Origin of the sequence: Acidisphaera sp. S103 (assembly GCF_009765975.1) — a bacterium.
Taxonomy (GTDB): domain Bacteria; phylum Pseudomonadota; class Alphaproteobacteria; order Acetobacterales; family Acetobacteraceae; genus Rhodopila.
The window spans coordinates 46,101-62,956 of the sequence record NZ_LMUJ01000054.1 but is presented as its reverse complement, the minus strand read 5'-3'; the positions used below and the strand labels follow the sequence as shown (position 1 = coordinate 62,956).

16 protein-coding genes are annotated in these 16,856 nt (G+C 63.3%); 5 read left to right on the top strand and 11 right to left on the bottom strand.

Annotated features, from left to right (window positions below; genetic code table 11):
- Window positions 1-3: 3 nt before the first annotated feature.
- Window positions 4-375: a DoxX family protein gene (locus GSQ89_RS16665; protein ID WP_158927190.1), complete on the bottom strand. Its 372-nt coding sequence runs from the start codon at window positions 373-375 to the stop codon at window positions 4-6.
- Between the two features lie 11 nt (window positions 376-386).
- The gene (gene ndk / locus GSQ89_RS16660) at window positions 387-809 is read right to left on the bottom strand and encodes a nucleoside-diphosphate kinase (protein WP_158927188.1); all 423 of its coding nucleotides are present in this window, start codon (window positions 807-809) and stop codon (window positions 387-389) included.
- Between the two features lie 404 nt (window positions 810-1,213).
- Between ndk and GSQ89_RS16655 the strand changes: the two genes are divergently transcribed.
- The 3 genes from GSQ89_RS16655 to cysN are packed head-to-tail and all read left to right on the top strand — an operon-like array spanning window position 1,214 to window position 4,613.
- The gene (locus tag GSQ89_RS16655; RefSeq protein ID WP_216856210.1) at window positions 1,214-2,017 is read left to right on the top strand and encodes a phosphoadenylyl-sulfate reductase; all 804 of its coding nucleotides are present in this window, start codon (window positions 1,214-1,216) and stop codon (window positions 2,015-2,017) included.
- A complete protein-coding gene (gene cysD, locus GSQ89_RS16650) occupies window positions 2,014-3,048 on the top strand; it encodes a sulfate adenylyltransferase subunit CysD (protein ID WP_158927186.1) in 1,035 nt (344 codons plus the stop codon). The genes GSQ89_RS16655 and cysD overlap by 4 nt, the downstream gene beginning before the upstream one ends.
- Complete coding sequence (gene cysN / locus GSQ89_RS16645; RefSeq protein ID WP_158927184.1) at window positions 3,048-4,613, top strand: sulfate adenylyltransferase subunit CysN; 1,566 nt, start codon at window positions 3,048-3,050, stop codon at window positions 4,611-4,613. Before cysD ends, cysN begins: the two co-directional genes overlap by 1 nt.
- A gap of 82 nt (window positions 4,614-4,695) precedes the next feature.
- On the opposite strand, the gene GSQ89_RS16640 is transcribed toward cysN, so the two are convergent.
- The 5 genes from GSQ89_RS16640 to GSQ89_RS16620 form a co-directional block, all read right to left on the bottom strand.
- Window positions 4,696-5,004: an NIPSNAP family protein gene (locus GSQ89_RS16640; RefSeq protein WP_158927182.1), complete on the bottom strand. Its 309-nt coding sequence runs from the start codon at window positions 5,002-5,004 to the stop codon at window positions 4,696-4,698.
- Between the two features lie 62 nt (window positions 5,005-5,066).
- On the bottom strand, window positions 5,067-5,387 hold the full coding sequence (locus tag GSQ89_RS16635; protein ID WP_158927180.1) for a putative quinol monooxygenase: 321 nt from the start codon (window positions 5,385-5,387) through the stop codon (window positions 5,067-5,069).
- Window positions 5,388-5,807: 420 nt separating this feature from the next.
- Window positions 5,808-6,902, bottom strand: coding sequence for an ABC transporter ATP-binding protein (locus tag GSQ89_RS16630; RefSeq protein ID WP_158927178.1), 1,095 nt, complete (start codon window positions 6,900-6,902; stop codon window positions 5,808-5,810).
- A 6-nt stretch (window positions 6,903-6,908) separates the two neighbouring features.
- Window positions 6,909-8,579 carry an iron ABC transporter permease gene (locus GSQ89_RS16625; protein WP_158927176.1) on the bottom strand — a complete coding sequence of 557 codons (1,671 nt, stop codon included), beginning with the start codon at window positions 8,577-8,579 and terminating at the stop codon, window positions 6,909-6,911.
- 41 nt (window positions 8,580-8,620) lie between these two features.
- Window positions 8,621-9,727, bottom strand: a complete 1,107-nt coding sequence (locus tag GSQ89_RS16620; RefSeq protein ID WP_158927174.1) for an ABC transporter substrate-binding protein — start codon at window positions 9,725-9,727, stop codon at window positions 8,621-8,623.
- 186 nt (window positions 9,728-9,913) lie between these two features.
- Here GSQ89_RS16620 and GSQ89_RS16615 point away from each other — a divergent pair, with 186 nt between their 5' ends.
- A complete protein-coding gene (locus tag GSQ89_RS16615; RefSeq protein ID WP_158927172.1) occupies window positions 9,914-10,747 on the top strand; it encodes a TauD/TfdA family dioxygenase in 834 nt (277 codons plus the stop codon).
- Between the two features lie 35 nt (window positions 10,748-10,782).
- On the opposite strand, the gene GSQ89_RS16610 is transcribed toward GSQ89_RS16615, so the two are convergent.
- The 3 genes from GSQ89_RS16610 to GSQ89_RS16600 form a co-directional block, all read right to left on the bottom strand.
- Window positions 10,783-12,018, bottom strand: coding sequence for an ABC transporter substrate-binding protein (locus GSQ89_RS16610; RefSeq protein WP_158927170.1), 1,236 nt, complete (start codon window positions 12,016-12,018; stop codon window positions 10,783-10,785).
- A gap of 387 nt (window positions 12,019-12,405) precedes the next feature.
- Window positions 12,406-12,711, bottom strand: a complete 306-nt coding sequence (locus GSQ89_RS16605) for a Zn-ribbon domain-containing OB-fold protein (protein WP_371734263.1) — start codon at window positions 12,709-12,711, stop codon at window positions 12,406-12,408.
- 101 nt (window positions 12,712-12,812) lie between these two features.
- Window positions 12,813-13,985: a thiolase domain-containing protein gene (locus GSQ89_RS16600; RefSeq protein ID WP_158927166.1), complete on the bottom strand. Its 1,173-nt coding sequence runs from the start codon at window positions 13,983-13,985 to the stop codon at window positions 12,813-12,815.
- A gap of 279 nt (window positions 13,986-14,264) precedes the next feature.
- Between GSQ89_RS16600 and GSQ89_RS16595 the strand changes: the two genes are divergently transcribed.
- The gene (locus tag GSQ89_RS16595) at window positions 14,265-14,990 is read left to right on the top strand and encodes a response regulator (RefSeq protein WP_158927164.1); all 726 of its coding nucleotides are present in this window, start codon (window positions 14,265-14,267) and stop codon (window positions 14,988-14,990) included.
- 55 nt (window positions 14,991-15,045) lie between these two features.
- Here GSQ89_RS16595 and GSQ89_RS16590 read toward each other — a convergent pair whose 3' ends face one another.
- Window positions 15,046-16,299 (bottom strand): acetyl-CoA C-acyltransferase family protein, encoded by a 1,254-nt coding sequence (locus GSQ89_RS16590; protein ID WP_371734262.1) that lies wholly within the window; start codon window positions 16,297-16,299, stop codon window positions 15,046-15,048.
- Window positions 16,300-16,856 lie beyond the last annotated feature (557 nt).

The following is a 16,856-nucleotide window of genomic DNA, read 5'->3' as shown; positions in this document are numbered from 1 at the left end:
CCGCTACGTTCGATCGAGGCCGAAGCGGCCGGTGCCGAACGCCACCGCCTGCAGAAATCCGCCGGCCATGCACACGTTCTTCATGAAGTGGATCATCGCATCGCGGTTTTCCGGATGGTAGTGCGCGACCAACGCTGTCGCGATGCACCACCCCGCCAGGATCAGCCCGGTCACCCGCACCCTGAACCCAACCAGGAACAAGCAACCGACACCCAGTTCAATGGCAAGCGCGATGGCATACGCCACCCCGGGCAGCGGCAGCCCGAGGTGACGGAACGCCGCCATCGTCGCCGCCGGCTCCATCGCCTTGCCGTAGCCGGCATGGATGAAGATCGCACTCATGAGAACGCGTCCCAGCAGCCCGACCCAATCCATGGCGCCGGCTTTCATCCGACGATATCGGTTCCGGCAAAGAAGTAGGCGATTTCCGTCGCGGCATTCTCGGCGCTGTCCGACCCGTGGACCGAGTTAGCCTCGATGCTCTCCGCGAACAGCTTCCGGATGGTGCCAGGTTCGGCATTCGCCGGATTGGTCGCGCCCATCACCTCGCGGTTGCGCGCAACGGCGTTCTCACCTTCCAGCACCTGCACCACGACCGGGCCCGAGATCATGAACGTGACCAGGTCGCGAAAGAACGGCCGCGCCGCATGGACGCCATAGAACGCTTCAGCCTGGGCCTGGGTCATATGGATGCGCTTCTGGGCGACGATCCGCAGGCCGGCCTCTTCCAGCACGGCATTGACCTTACCCGTCAGGTTCCGCCGCGTGGCATCAGGCTTGATAATAGAAAAAGTACGCTCGGTCGCCATCGCGGCCTCCTACAGGTTCAAGTTCGGCGGCTGAGTAAGGGTTTGCGCCGCGAAGGGCAAGGCGGCATTGGTCTGGCCGCCATTCGGGCACCAGTGTTGCTTTTCGGTCATATCCGCCATGTGAAATTCGTCACACCGGCCGCGATCATACCTCTCATCCGGCCGAGGCGGCGGAAACACATTCCGTCTATCCACCCGGCAAGAGGGAAAATAACCAATACCACGCCCCACTAGAGGATGTTCTGGCAAACCGCCCGACAACGTGCTCTCCCTGCTCGCCGCCACCCCGCACGCCCCCGTCCTTTCCGGGTTACATCGTGATTTCACAGGGCCATCAGGACACGTATATCCCAACCCAGGCCGATAGCTACCGATGCGGCCGATGAGAGCGGGAGCCGACGGGCGTGGCAGATGTGGATAATGACCACTGGCAGGACGAGGTTCTCGTCGTGCCGGGGGATAGTTTTGTCTCAGAAACGTCAAAATCAACCCTGAACCAAGCATTCGCTCGGCTCGATCCTATCGGCCGGCTTATGTTGCTATCCCGCACTGTCTCCGGCCCCACGGTGTTCACCACCAGCTTCGGGCTGGAGGATCAAGCGCTGACTCATCTGATCGCCGAGTCCGGCATCGACTGCCGGTTCGCGACCCTGGATACCGGACGGCTGTTCCCCGAAACCTATACGGTATGGGCGGAAACCGAGCAGCGGTACGGCATCCGCGTCGAAGCGTTTTATCCGCGCGCCGGCGCGCTCGAAGCATTGGTGCATCGGAACGGAATCAACGGCTTCCGCCACGCCACCGAAGCCCGCCACGCCTGCTGCGCGGTACGCAAAGTCGAACCGCTCGGTCGAGCGCTGCACGGCGCGGCGGCATGGCTGACCGGCCTGCGCGCGGATCAATCCGGCCAACGCCAACACCTGGACTTCGTGTCGCTCGATACCGATCGCCATCTATTGAAGGCCAACCCGCTGTTGGACTGGTCGCGCGACCAGGTCGCCGCGCTGGTACGATCCGGCAATGTCCCCTACAACGCGCTGCACGACAAAGGCTTCCTGTCGATCGGTTGCGCCCCCTGCACCCGCGCCGTCGCTCCGGGAGAACCGGAACGAGCCGGCCGCTGGTGGTGGGAACAAGATCAAACCCGCGAATGCGGCCTACACCTGACACCGGACGGCCGCCTGGTGCGGGCAGGGAAAAGGGCATGAATTGGTTCCGCACCACCGTCGGGATTGATGCCAATCGTCATGGCCCGGCTCGTCCAGGCCATCCGCATCAGCACCATGCCGCGACCCAACACCAGGACAGGTCAACCCATAGCGACACCAGGACATCCGTCCGAACGCTGACCCACCTTCAGCGCCTGGAAGCCGAGAGCATCCACATCTTCCGGGAGGTCGTCGCCACCTGCGACAACCCGGTGCTGATGTATTCCGTCGGTAAGGACAGCGCCGTTCTGCTGCATCTGGCGATCAAGGCATTCTATCCGGCGCCGTTGCCGTTCCCGCTGCTGCATGTCGATACGACATGGAAATTTCGTGAGATGATCGAATTTCGCGACCGGCGGGCGAAAGAACTGGGCTGCAAGCTGATCGTCCATATCAATGAGGACGGCTTGCGCGCCGGCGTCAACCCATTCGCGTCCGGCTCCCGCCTCCATACAGACGTCATGAAAACGCAAGGCCTGAAGCAGGCCCTGGATCGCCACAAATTCGATGCGGCCTTTGGCGGCGCCCGGCGCGACGAAGAAAAATCGCGTGCCAAGGAACGGGTATTCTCGTTGCGCTCCGCCGAACATCGCTGGGACCCGAAGAACCAGCGTCCTGAACCCTGGCACCTGTTCAACACCCGCAAACGGGCCGGCGAAAGCTTCCGGGTCTTTCCGCTATCAAACTGGACCGAGTCCGACATCTGGGACTACATCGCCCAGGAAGCCATCCCGGTCGTCCCGCTCTACTTCGCCAAGCCCCGGCCGGTGGTGGAACGTGACGGCATGCTGATCATGCGCGACGACGACAGGATGATCCTGCGCCCCGGCGAGCAGATCGAGATGCGGTCCGTCCGCTTCCGCACCCTGGGCTGCTATCCGCTCACAGGCGCGGTGGAAAGCGAGGCCGCGACCCTATCCGAGATCATCGAGGAAATGCGCGACTCCCGCTCCTCCGAACGGGAAGGCCGGCTGATCGACCATGACGGCAGCGGATCGATGGAACAGAAAAAACAGGAAGGCTATTTCTGATGAGCGCCGCGCTTTCCATGACGGCGCCCGCGCTCCGGCAGGCATCGTTGCTCCGCCTTCTCACCTGCGGTTCCGTCGACGACGGCAAATCCACTCTGCTCGGGCGCATGTTGTTCGATTCCAACGCCGTCCTGGACGATCAGCTTGAAGCCCTGGACCGGGATTCAAAAAAATTCGGCACCCACGGCGAGCACCGCGACTTCGCCCTGTTGGTCGACGGACTGTCGGCGGAACGGGAACAAGGCATCACCATCGATGTCGCGTACCGCTATTTCTCCACCCCACGGCGATCGTTCATCGTCGCCGACACGCCGGGCCACGAGCAATACACCAGGAACATGGCCACCGGCGCCTCGACGGCGGAACTGGCGATCATCCTGGTGGATGCACGCAAAGGCATCCTGCCGCAGACGCGACGCCATTCCTTCATCGTATCCATGGTGGGCGTGCGCCACGTCGTGCTGGCGGTCAACAAGATGGACCTGGTGGGCTTCGACCAGGCCGTCTACGACAACATCGTCGCAGCCTACCGCGAAGCCGTCGTCGCCCTTGGCTTCGAGTCGATCATTCCGATCCCGCTATGCGCGCGAGAAGGCGACAACATCGCCATGCCGTCGCCGCGGACGCCGTGGTATCACGGACCGCATCTCCTAGGGTATCTCGAAACCGTCACAATCGACGAGGCCCCCGCTCAGGCGCAGCGCCTGCATTTCCCGGTGCAATGGGTCAACCGTCCAAATCTCGATTTCCGCGGCTACGCCGGAACCATCGCGACCGGAACCGTTCGGGTCGGCGACCGCGTGACCGTGCTGCCAAACCAGCGCCACAGCACCATCGCCCGCATCGTGACCGCCGACGGCGACCTGCCCCACGCCTCCGCCGGCCAGGCGATCACGCTGACGCTGGCCGATCAGATCGATGTGTCACGCGGCGACGTCATCGTGCATCAGGCGTCGGCGATGCAGGCTCGCAAAAACATGACCGCCCGCGTCCTGTGGATGGTCGACCAGCCCCTGCGCCCCGGCCAAAACGTCATTATCAAGCTGGGCGCTGTCGAGGCGAACGCCGATGTCATGACGTTGCGCCACGCGGTGGACATTCACAGCTTCCGCGACCACCCGGCCGAATCCCTGCCGATGAACGCGATCGGCGTCGTCGATCTGGCATTCGACAAGCCGATCCCCACGACAGTCTACGGCCGCGACCGTGAACTCGGATCGTTCATCCTGATCGACCGGATGACCAATCAGACGGTCGCGCTGGGGACAGTCGAGGAAAACCGGCCGAAACAGGCGAACGACAACGGCCACGTCGTGCCGCGGCTGATTGGCCGAACCGGATCGTCGCGGCGGCGGCATTTTTGGGCCTCGGTGGGCCGCAAGGCAGTCGAGGCCGGCGTGCTGTTCCTGGTGGTCGCCACATTGGCCCAGAGCCTCTGGTTGGCACTGGCAGTGACCGTCGCCGATCTGCTGTTGCGGCCGGTGGCGGATCGGGTTGCCACCTGGGGGTGGCGGCATCTATTCGCCGGACACCGCCCGTCGATCACGGGCGGACACGCGGATTAGCGCACGATCGCGCTGGGCGGGACGTCCAGAGCGCGTGAATCATGCGATCAAACAAAGAGCCAAAACGCCGGCGCGATTCCCATCATCCTGACACCGGCCGCAAAAACGTCCGCTCCTCCGCCAGGATGAAACGTTGCTCCTCAGCATACTGGAAATTCGCGATGCCCTCGGGGTCAGTCCGAAGGCGCGCCCGATAGGCCTCGTAGGCCGCGAGACTCTCGAACGAAATCAGTGCGTGCGCGATATTGTTCGTCCCTTCGAGCGGCATCCAGTATCCGATCAGATCACCGCCGCACTTCGGGATGATGCTGGACCAACGACGCGCATACACCTCGAACCCGTCACGCTTGAAGGGGTCGATCTGGTAACGGATAAACACAGTGACGGTCACGACAAACTCCCCACGTCAAAGTTATACGGGGTCACAACGCCGAAGGCGCGTAACGACCCATATTACAGCAGGGTATACTGCGTGCGCTGGCGATCCGTGAGAAGCGGCAAAGCCTCACCCAGTATAAGCGTCTTGAAGTGCTCGCTCGCCTGATGGGCAGCGAAAGCGGCGTCATCCGCGAACACCTCATAGAACAGGAACTGCGCCGCGTCCTCTTTCCCGCGAGAAATCTGGAACAGCCTCGTTCCGGGTTCAGCCTGAGCCTGGGGCAGAAACCGATGCAGAATGTCGGCGACCTTGTCCGCCTGGCCCGGTGCCGCCGTCCAACGCGCGGCAATCAGTATTTCGCCCCGAACGTGGTTGTATAATTCAGATTTTTGCATGTCCCGATCTCCAGAAAATGAGGCCGCCCGCCAACCGGATAGGTGCGGGTCGTGGCGAGGACATCAATATCGACGACACCCCGGGCCTGTCATCCGCGATCGGTTCGGCCTGGACCGAAGCGTGTCCAGCCTGCCGAGACAGCGGTGTGAATACGCGACCGAATCATACCGGAAAGGCAGCGGCCGCTTAGTCCGGCATATCGAACAACTGGCACCACCCGTTCGGACTGACAGCGCCTTCCACCACCTGGCACGAAGCGGGCGGACGGAAGAAGGTGCAGGCCGCGCAACTCATGCCGCCAGAAGGCGTGTCCCGATACTTCGCAGTCTCACGTGAAACCTTGGGCCGCGCCTGCGCGCCAGCCCGATGCGCGACGCCAACCGCCGCCACAAACAAAAGCCGCCGGCGGATACCACGCCTCACTCCGCCTCCAGCAATACACAGCTATCCGGACTGATCGACAGCCAGGCGCCATCGCCCTCGTGCCAGACATCCGCGGTCGTCTGCCGGATAACCAGGTCCCGGCCACCCCATTCCACATGCACCTGAGTCATGTCGCCCAGGAACACGCAGCGCCGCACCACGACAGGCCAGACATTGACCGGCGCATCACCCTGTTCGGCGGCCAGCCGCAAGTGAACGGTCCGCACCGACATCACCGGATTTTCCCCCGGCACGCGCCCATGCGAAACCCCATGCAGAATATGGCCGCCGTCAGCCTCCAGCGCCACGAATCCGTCCTTCGACAGATCAGGCCGCAACCGCCCCCCGATCAAATTAGCGGATCCCACGAAATCCGCCACAAACGCCGTACGCGGATAGTTATATATTTCGTTCGGCGATCCATTCTGCTCGATGTGCCCCCGCCGCATGACAACGATCTGATCGGACATCGCCAGCGCCTCCTCCAGATCGTGCGTGACGTAGACCGAGGTCACGCCCAGCCGATGCTGCAACTCCCGCAACTCGATCCGCATATCGCCACGCAGCTTGGCATCCAGGTTGGACAACGGCTCATCAAACAGCAGCACGTTGGGGGAAAAGGCGCACGCCCTCGCCAGCGCAACCCGCTGCTGCTGGCCGCCGGAAAGCTGCGACGCGTGCCGGCCAGCATACGCACCCATCTGCACAAGATCCAGTGCCGTCCTGACCTTCTCCTCGATCTCCGCCTTGCTCTTCCGACGCACCCGCAACCCGTAGGCGACGTTTTCGAACACCGTCATGTGCGGCCAGATGGCATAGGACTGGAACACCATCGACAGGCCTCGTTTTTCGGCCGGCACGTTGATCCCCCCGTCGGACGCATACACGGTCTGCCCGCCAATCCGGATCGTTCCGGCACTCGGCCGTTCCAGCCCGGCGATCGCACGCAACGTCGTCGTCTTGCCGCAGCCGGACGGCCCCAACAGCGTCACCTGCTGTCCCGGCATCACGCTGAAGCTGACCGGCCCCACGGCGGCAACCGGTCCATAGTGGATCTCGAGATTTTCCACCTCGATATGCGCGCTGGGCATGCCGCCCTATCCCCCCTGTCGCGACGATCGGCGCGTGATCAGCGAAAAGACCGCCACCGCCAGCCCCAGCACGACGGTCTGGATCAGCGCCATCGCCGCCGTCAATTCCGAGCTGCTGCCGAACCACGCATCCACGATCGCCGGTGTTATCACCTGCGAATGCGGCCCCATCAGCAAGATGGACGCCCCGAGTTCCCGCACACTGGCTATGAACAGCAGCATCCACGCCGCCAGCAACCCCGGCCGCAACAGCGGCATGGTGATCGTCCGCATGCGATGGGCCCACGACGCACCACAGACCTCACCACATTCTTCCAGGCTCTTATCGAGTTGCAGCAGCACGCTGGAGATCGTGCGCACACCCAGCGGCAAAAACACCGTCAGATAAGCGATCAATAGAAGCCACAACGTGCCGTAGATCGGAATCGGGAAGACCAGCCACGCCCACATCATGCCGAACGCGAACACCAGCCGAGGCACCGCCTGCGGAAACATCGCGATATATTCCAGTACACCGCGGCCCGGCACACGGCTGCGATGGATCAGCCACGACAGCATCCCGGTCAGCGCGACCCCGATCGTCGCGGTCAGCACACCCAGGATCAGGCTGTTCGACATGGCATAGCGCACCGCGTTCTGCGTCAGCGCCTGGCGGTAATTGTCCAACGTGAAATTGGAAGCAGCCGGAAACGCCACCGCCAGCTTCTGCACCGAGGCATAGATCAACGTCAGAAGCGGCAGCACGACCGACAGCAGCACGTAGCTGCCGCAGATACCGAACAGCACCCAGCGCAGGCCGCCGACATCGGTCAGGCGCGGCCGGAACGCCTTGCCGCTGACCGTCACATAACTGCGGCGCGAAATGACACGCCGGTAGAAGAACAGCATCGCGAACATGACCGCGAACAGCGACACGCCCAAGGCCGCCGCCAACGGAATGCGAGGCGGATATTGGGCCACCAGCTGATAGATCGCCGTGGTGATGACATAGTACCGGGTCGGCGTGCCAAGCACCAAAGCCGCCGAAAACGACCCCAGCATCTCCGCGAACACGAAAATGGCCGCCCCCAGCACGCCGGGCGTCACCAGCGGCAGGGTGATCCGCAGCATGGTGTAGAACCGGCCGGCGCCATTGATCTGTGACGCTTCCTCCAGTGACGGGTCCATCGACTTCATCACCGCACCGATCATGACGAAGGCGACGGAGCCCTCGAACAACGCCATGACCCAGGCGATGCCCATCGGACTGATGATATCGATGATCGCGCCGCTGCCGCCAAGGGCACGCCAGATCTGGTTGATGAACCCGCTCTCCGGCGCACCCAGCAGGCTCCAGGCCAACGCTCCCAGCAGCGGCGTAACGTAGTACGGAACGGCCATCGCCTGTTCCAGCGTGCGCCGGAACGGGACGTTGGTGCGGTTCAGGATCCAAGCCGTCAGGAAGCCGAACACCAGGGCCATCACTGTCGCCGCGAACGCGACGACCAGCGTGTTGACCATGATTTCCCAATACCGCGGCAACGCCTCGAAATTATCGAGGCCATAGGCGGTCGGGGGCCGCACCTCGGGGTCCCCGACGTCGAGGGACGCCTGCACCAGATAGTAGACCGGGTAGATGACGAACGCCGCCACCACCCCAATCACCGCGATCCCGACAGACGTCTGGACAGATGGCAAACGCAGTCGGGACCTGGCTGCCGTGGTGGCCGACATGCCGGCTACAGCAACCCAAGCATGTTGTTCCACTCGGTGTTGAAAGCCTTGCGGCTGGCGAGGAGGTCCGTGATATCGGTGGGGATCAGCAGCTTGAAATCGCGCAGCCGCAAGCCGCCCGGCATCGGCGGCGCATCCTTACGGACCGATCCATACAGCAGGTCGGGGTTTTGCTGATAAACCTGCTGGCCACGCAACGACATCAACCAGTCGATAAACAGGCGCGCCGCTTCGGGATGCGGTGCCTTTTCAACCACGCCAGTGGCCAGCGCCGTCGCGGGAAGTCCATCGGCGGGGGCGACGAACGCGATCGGCGCCTTGCGGTCATGGTACAGAACGTACCCGGCCCATTCGGCCAACGCGCACATCTTGTCGTCGCCCTTGGCCAGCCGATCGAACAACTGGGCGCGTGAATCGAAGCCGTGCGGCCGCTGTTTCGCGAACGCCTTCCAGTAGCTGTCGCCATACAGCTTACGCAACTCATACCACTCGACGAACTGCATGCCGGAGGTCGACTGTTTCGTGCTGGTGACATTGGCCCAACGCGGGTCCAGCAGGTCTTTCCACGCTTTCGGCGCATCCTCGGCCTTCACCCGGTCGGTGTTGTAGGCGATACCCGCGAACGTCATGCCGCTACAGAAAAAGTAGCCCGCCGGTGGACCAAGATACGCCGGGTCATAGGCCGAAGATTCAGGTGAGTGGTACAGGTCGAAACCGCCCCGCTTCTGAAAGTCGATCGCCGTCCCGATGTCGGAGAACTGAATCGCGTCCACGTCGAAGCGGCCAGCCGAACGCTCCGCCAGGATCCGGCTGTACAGCGCACCCGTTTGCAGGCGGACATAGCTGGCCTTGATCTTTGGAAAATCCTTGTTGAACGCATCCATCGCCGCCGCCGCGCCGGCTTCCCCATCATGCGTATAAAACAGCAGCGTGCCTTCATGCTCAGCCTTCGCGACGTCGGCGCAGGTGGTGAAATCCAGCACCTTCGTCACCGGCCGGGTCTCCGCCGCCGCCCGGCCGGCCAACAGGCCGGCAACCGGCAACGCCGCCGCCGCCAGCCCAGCCCGCAACGCAAACCGCCGCGTCCTCGGTTCATTCCCAAGCTCGGACATTGGTTTCCTCGTCGATTGTTGTTGTATCTCGAATGCCGCCCGCATCCCTGCCACGAACTCTAGGGTCGGGCTACAGGGAATAAAAGATCGGGCATGCGCTTGCAGGCGAATTGCCGGGGCAGGGCCGCCAGGCGTGACGCCGCCGGACAGTCGGGTTAGGCTGGCGGAAAGCCGGAAGGAACGCCAATGGAGATCAAACGTCTGACCGATCATGCGGGCGCCGAGGCCGTGGGCATCGACCTGACCCAACCCGTTTCAGCCGAAACCAAAACCGAACTCAACCGCGCGTTCGTCGAGCACAGCGTGCTGGTGGTGCGGGACCAGTCGCTGAACCCCGGCCAGGTTTTGGCAGCGGTCGAGCTGTTCGGCTCGATTTTCCATCAGCACAACACGCGGTTCGCACTGCCGGAGTGCCCGCAAATTCATTACATCTCCAACCAGGACCGCTTCCCCGACGGCACCCGCTACATCCCGGGGGAGGGCTGGCACACCGACCATTCCAACGACTCGCGGCCGCCGAAGGCGACCGTGCTGCACGCGGTGACACTGCCCGATCAGGGCGGCGACACGCAGTTCGCCAACATGGCGGCAGCCTACGCGGCGCTGCCGGCGGCCACCAAGGACCGGATCGCCGGCCTGATGGCGATCCACGTCTATCAGAACAGCCACAGCACACGGAAACTCATGGGGCTCTCCGAAGCGAACAAGGAACGCGTACCCAATGCCGTGCTGCATCCGATCGTCCGCATCCATCCGGAGAACGGCCGCAAATCGATCTACGTCAACCCAATCCGGATCGAGGGTATCCTCGGGCTGGATCACAAGGAAGCATTGCCGCTGCTGGACGAACTGCTGGAACACGCCGTTCAGGACAGGTTCCAATACCGGCACGCCTGGCGGTCCGGCGATCTTGTGATGTGGGACAACCGCTGCCTGTTGCACAAAGCGAACGGCGATTACGACATGGACCAGACCCGATATCTGTATCGCGTGATGCTACAGGGCGACGTACCGCGGTAGGGCGAGCGCATCGCCTTACCGCGGACCGATCAGGCCTAGCTTTTTACCAGCGGGCAGCCACCCTCGCTCAGCGGCCGCCAGGCTTCGTCGGCCGGGGTCGTCGCCACCACTCTCGCGACATCCCACGGCTGCTTGCTTTCCGACGGCTTCTTTGCCTCCAGCAGATAAACCGGGTGCAGTGCCCTGCCGTCGATGCGGATTTTCCCCGGACCGAAGCAATCGTCGTCGGTCGGCATCGCCTTCATCCGTTCGACCACGGCGCGACCATCGGCCTTCGCCGCGGCAACCCCCATGTCACCAACCGCCTTCAGGTAATGAAATGTCGAGGCATAGTCGCCCGCCTGGGTCATGTTCGGCCACAGACCGTTTGGCGTCTTCGTCCGCACCCGGTTGTTCCAGGCCCGGGTCCGGTCGTTCAAGTCCCAGTAATACGACTCGCTCCACCGCAGACCTTGCGCCGCATCCAGACCCAGCGCGCGCACGTCGTTCGACTGGATCAGCATTGCAACGACCTCCATCGAGTTGTTGATGCCGAATTCATGCGCCTGCTTGATACAGTTCTGCACATCGTCGCCCGCCATCGCCAGCCCGAGAACCTTGGCACCCGAGGCCTGTGCCCGCAGCAAATGGGTGGAAAAATCGGTGGTTTCCGGGAACGGATAGGACACGCTGCCCATCACCTTGCCACCGGCCTTGGAGACGACGGCCGAGGTGTCGCGCTGCAGGATCTGCCCGAACGCATAATCGGCGGTGATGAAGAACCAGGTCTTGCCACCCGCCGCAACCGTCGCGCCGCCAGTCGACTTGCCCAGCATGTAGGTGTCGTAGGTCCAATGCACCGTGTTCGGGCTGCATTGCGGCCCGGTCAGGTCGGACGACCCGGTTCCGGAATTCAGATAGACCTTGTTCTTCTCCCGGCAGACAGTGTTCACCGCCAGCCCCACCGAGGACGTCGGTACATCGACGATCGCGTCCACGCCGTCGCGGTCGAACCACTGGCGCGCGATGGAAACGCCGATATCCGGCTTGTTCTGGTGATCGGCCGAAATGATCTCCACGTTCCAGCCTTTGCCGGAGATGCCGAAATCAACCGGCGCCTGCTTGGCACAGACGACACCGGTCGGACCGCCATCGTCACGATAAGGTCCGGACTGGTCGTTCATCACGCCAATCTTGATGGTCGGCGTCTGTGCGAAGCCATACCGAGGCACCGCGAGGGCACCAGTCGCCCCCAAAATCGTGCCCATGGCGCCGCGTCGTGTCAGGATCATGATAATAATTCCTAGTTAATCAGCATTTCCGCCCACGAGCAGACGCACAGGACAGCACCGCTCTCCGCTCGCTTAGTCGTTGTCGATCATGAAGCAGCAACGTGATTTCAATCGAAACCACCGCTCGGCGCCAATACCCTTTCCATCGGCCCAGCGCCTGTACCCTCGTCCGGACCCGGTGCCAGTTCCCCCGATACAGCGGTGCCGGTACCCCCGTCACGGCCCAACACCGGTTCCCCGGATACAACCCGGCACCGGCACCCTCGTCATGGCCCGGCGCCAGCCCGGGCCATCTGACCCAGCACCTCACCGTAACAAACCACTCAGTCCGTAACGAAACAAACGGCGCCGCCCAACCATGGCCGGCGCCGCTGGTAACCGTAACGATCAGGCCGGCGTGAAGAACGGCAACGTCGGCCCCTCACCTTCGGCCTTGATGAACGTCACCTTGACATCCTGGCCGATCTTCAGGGCCTTGAAGTCGCAATCGACGAAGTTCGTCAGCACGGACGGTCCTTCCGCCAGCGTGACATAGCCGATGGCATACGGCGGATTGGCCCGCTCCATGATGCTGATCGTATAGATCTTCGCCTTGCCGGACGCCTGCTCCCACGCGCAGTCGCCGAAGCAGAACGGGCACAGTTGCCGCGGATAGTGATGCACTTTCTTGCAGCTTGTGCAGCGGCGGACCATCAGCTTGCCGTCGGCCGCGCCGTCGAAGAACGGCTTCGTTTCCGGATACGTGTCGGGCGTGCCGACAAACGGGATTTTTCTTGCCACGTAAGCCATGTCTACTACTCCCGTTCCAGGATCACGGTGCTGCCACAATGGCGAGTCCCCAGCGCGCCGCCGGTGCCATGAGCAATCGCCAGATCGCAGTTCGCCACCTGCACCGCCGGATGCGCTTCTCCACGCAACTGCCGGACCGCCTCGATGATCTTGGTGATACCACCGCGGTTGGCCGGGTGGTTGGAGCACAGTCCGCCACCATCGGTGTTGAACGGCAGCTTGCCGACACCGGAGATCAGGTTGCCGTCGGAAACAAACTTTCCGCCCTGGCCCTTCTCGCAGAAGCCCAGGTCTTCCAACTGCATCAGTACGGTGATGGTGAAGCTGTCGTAGATCGAGGCATACTTGATGTCGGACGGCTTGATGCCGGCCATTTCCCACGCCGGCGGGCCGGACCAGCGGGCGGCGGAGTAGGTCAGGTCGATCTCGCCGCCAGCCTGATGCTTGGGCGATTCCCCGACGCCGATGACCTTTACCAGCGGCCGCTTCAGGCTCTTGGCGATCTCCGGCTTGGTCAGGATCAGCGCACCGCCGCCGTCACTGATGACGCAGCAATCCAGGCGATGCAGCGGGGTGGAGACCATCGGTGAGTTCACTACGTCTTCCACCGTCACCACGTCGCGCAGCATGGCGTTCGGGTTGTGCTGCGCGTGATGCGAGGCAGCGACCTTGATCCAGGCAAGCTGTTCGCTGGTCGTGCCATACTCATGCATGTGCCTCGCGGCGCACATGCCGTACAGGTTCGCCGTGGCCGGGCCGTACGGGAACTCGAACTGCATCTCGGGCGCGGCCGGGTTGCCGGGACGCGGCGCGGTGCCGGTAGCCTGACCCTCGCTGCGCGGCCGGCCGGACAGGGTGATCAGCGCCACATTGCAGCGGCCGGCGGCGATGGCTTCCATCGCGTGTCCGACGGCAACCTGATATGACGATCCGCCGACATCCGTGCTGTCAACGTGACGGCATTTCAGGTTCATGTAATCGACCATGGACAGCGGGCCGAGGCCCCCTGGCGCATCGCCGGCACAGAAATAGCCGTCCACGTCGTCCTTGGTCAGGCCCGCGTCCGCCAGCGCGCCCTTAGCGCACTCCGCGTGCAACAGGGCGATGGACTTGTCTGGCGCCTTGCGGGTGGGATGTTCCCACGCCCCGGCGATATAGGCCGCACCTCGTAAACTCATGCTTCGCTCCCCCCATGGGATCGCCGCTCTACGACGATCCGATCCAAGCCAACGAAACCGCCGCCAGACGGCGGTTCGGTTCAGGCGGAGGGATTATACTGATGAGTATCCGTACGGCTACCCCAGCGGCGGCAATACTGGTCTGCCATGTCCGACCGGGTGCTCCCGGCAGCGGGTTTCGCACACCCGAAGATGTGAACGTGTCAATTTGTTTCCAACCAAAGGTTGCACTTGTTTACAAGCGTCGCACAGTGCCAGAGTCGCACCGAAAGGGTGGCCATGGATTCATTATCCCGCATCGCCGTCGTCGAGGATGATCCCGAGATCAGCCGGATGATGACGGCCTATATGACCGACCATGGGTTTGAGGTCACAGCCGCCCGCAGCGGCCGGGACCTGGACCGGGTCATGGCCTCCGGCAACAAGATCGACTGCGTGATCCTGGACGTCGGCTTGCCGGGCGAGGATGGCCTCAGCATCTGCCGCCGCCTGCGCGGAAAATCCACCGTTCCGATCATCATGGTGACCGGTCGCGGGACCGACACGGATCGTATCGTCGGGCTGGAACTCGGCGCCGACGACTACCTGCCCAAGCCGTTCAACCCGCGGGAGCTTTTGGCGCGAGTCCGAGCCGTCATGCGCCGCAGCGTTGCGCCTGAACCGGCCGAGGAGACGCCGCGAATCCTGATGTTTGAGGGCTGGCGGCTGGATATGTCGCGCCGGCAGTTGTTCGCCCCCGACGGGGCGCCACGGTCGCTGACCAGTGGGGAATTCAATATTCTGTCGATCTTTTGCCAGAACCCCCGCAAAGTGCTGTCGCGCGACGATTTGCTGGATCTGCTCCATGGACGCGCGGCTGCCGTGTTCGATCGCAGTATCGACGTGCAGATCAGCCGACTTCGGCGGAAGATCGAGACCAACCTTAAGGACCCGTCGTTCATTAAGACGGTCCGGTATGGCGGTTATTTCTTTACGCCTTTGGTCAGCCCGCTGGCGGAAGGCTAGCGGAAGGTCGGGCTCTGCCCGAACCCGCAAAGGGTCATTGGCCCTTTGATCCCGTTCAGTGTACCCGCTCGTAGATCGCGGCGATTCCTTGGCCGCCGCCAATGCACATCGTCACCAGGGCGTAGCGGCCGTTCGTGCGGGCCAATTCATACAATGCCTTGACCGTCAGGATCGCGCCGGTCGCGCCGACCGGATGACCTAGCGAAATGCCTGATCCGTTGGGGTTGGTTTTTTCCGGATCGAAGCCCAGATCCTTGGCGACGGCGCAGGCTTGCGCGGCGAACGCCTCATTCGATTCGATGACGTCCATCTGGTCGAGCGACAATCCCGCCCGCTTCAGCGCCGCCCGCGTGGCCGGCACCGGCCCGATACCCATGATCCGGGGATCCACACCGGCATGGGCGTACGCAACCAGGCGGCCCAGCGGTTGAACACCACGCTTCGCCACGGTATCGCCATCCATCAGCACCACCGCCGCGGCCCCGTCATTGATGCCGGAGGCATTGCCCGCCGTGACCGAACCGTCCTTCTTGAACACCGCGCGCAGCTTGGCGAAGTCCTCGATCTTGGCGTCGCCGCGCACGTGCTCGTCTGTATCGAAAATCGTCTCGCCCTTCCGGGTCTTCAGCGTCACCGGCAGGATTTGCGACGTGAACCGCCCCTCCTTGATCGCCCGCGCCGCACGCTGATGCGACAGCAGTGCCAACTCGTCCTGCTGCCCGCGCGTAACCTGATGCGACTCCGCCAGATTCTCCGCCGTCATCCCCATGTGGATCGTCTCGAACGGGTCGTGCAGCGCGGCGGTCATCATGTCGACCATGGTAGTATCGCCCATCCGGGCACCCCAGCGCATGCCGGATGACAGATAGCCCGACCGGCTCATGTTCTCCGCCCCGCCGGCGACGGCGATGTCGGCATCACCGAGGGTCACGGCCTGCGCGGCCGAAACGATCGCCTGCAGGCCGGACCCGCACAGCCGGTTCAAGGTCAACGCCGGCGCGTCCTGGGTGATGCCGGCGTTCACCGCGGCGACGCGGGACAGATACATGTCCTTGGCTTCGGTATGAATGACATTGCCGAACACGACGTGCTGGACTTCATCCCCGCCGACATCGGCACGCATCAGCGCCTCGCGCGCCACGCGAGCACCCAGTTCGGTCGGCGGAATGTCCTTCAGGCTGCCGCCGAAATCACCGATCGCGGTGCGGACGCCGGAGACAATATAAACCTCGCGCTGCATGGGATGCCCTTTTGCCAGGTGTTCTGGCGGATGAATCGCACGCGACAAGGCACCGCGCAAGCCGCTCATGTGTCAGTGTCTCAGCAGCCCGATGCGGCACCACCTCGCGTCGACGCCGGCGGCAGCCTCCGCATCGTCGCGGTCAGGCGAGCAAGGCTGCTCCGACCGACAGCGGCGATTCTGGCGCCTCTTAGGATCCGTTGGCACGGCCGTCCAATCCCGTCATAGCGGGCGAAGGCCCGCTATCCACGCCTTTTCCCGGACCCGCGCTGCAAGCCGTGGGTGGCGACCCTTCGCCAGCCAAACCATTCGGTTATTTCACCGCGAATCCTTACACCGCCAACCAGCCGGACTGGCCGTCCGCTCGGTATCGGGTTTCTCCGCACAAGGCGGCTTCAGCGGCCCGTCCCATCCGACGGTGCCGTTCTGGAACAGCCAGCGACCTGGCTCGGGACGGATTCAGTGCGACCAGGCAGGGCCGCGCACGGTGATCCGGGGCACCGGCGGCACTCGGTCGGGAGATGATTCCGTCGCGCAACACGCGTACTGCGGGCACGCAAGGCCCGGATCACGCCGGGCCGTCACCATATCAGAACCACTGCGTCACCCCGGCGAGGATCGTGCGC

Bases quoted from the DNA above. Each gene is read 5' to 3' on its own strand.
- cysN (WP_158927184.1), top strand. From the start codon at position 3,048: ATGAGCGCCGCGCTTTCCATGACGGCGCCCGCGCTCCGGCAGGCATCG.
- GSQ89_RS16630 (WP_158927178.1), bottom strand. From the start codon at position 6,902: ATGCCCAGCGCGCATATCGAGGTGGAAAATCTCGAGATCCACTATGGA.
- GSQ89_RS16595 (WP_158927164.1), top strand. From the start codon at position 14,265: ATGGATTCATTATCCCGCATCGCCGTCGTCGAGGATGATCCCGAGATC.
- GSQ89_RS16620 (WP_158927174.1), bottom strand. From the start codon at position 9,727: ATGTCCGAGCTTGGGAATGAACCGAGGACGCGGCGGTTTGCGTTGCGG.
- GSQ89_RS16665 (WP_158927190.1), bottom strand. From the start codon at position 375: ATGGATTGGGTCGGGCTGCTGGGACGCGTTCTCATGAGTGCGATCTTC.
- GSQ89_RS16605 (WP_371734263.1), bottom strand. From the start codon at position 12,711: ATGGTCCGCCGCTGCACAAGCTGCAAGAAAGTGCATCACTATCCGCGG.
- ndk (WP_158927188.1), bottom strand. From the start codon at position 809: ATGGCGACCGAGCGTACTTTTTCTATTATCAAGCCTGATGCCACGCGG.
- GSQ89_RS16590 (WP_371734262.1), bottom strand. From the start codon at position 16,299: ATGAGCGGCTTGCGCGGTGCCTTGTCGCGTGCGATTCATCCGCCAGAA.
- GSQ89_RS16635 (WP_158927180.1), bottom strand. From the start codon at position 5,387: ATGCAAAAATCTGAATTATACAACCACGTTCGGGGCGAAATACTGATT.
- GSQ89_RS16600 (WP_158927166.1), bottom strand. From the start codon at position 13,985: ATGAGTTTACGAGGTGCGGCCTATATCGCCGGGGCGTGGGAACATCCC.
- cysD (WP_158927186.1), top strand. From the start codon at position 2,014: ATGAATTGGTTCCGCACCACCGTCGGGATTGATGCCAATCGTCATGGC.
- GSQ89_RS16610 (WP_158927170.1), bottom strand. From the start codon at position 12,018: ATGATCCTGACACGACGCGGCGCCATGGGCACGATTTTGGGGGCGACT.
- GSQ89_RS16615 (WP_158927172.1), top strand. From the start codon at position 9,914: ATGGAGATCAAACGTCTGACCGATCATGCGGGCGCCGAGGCCGTGGGC.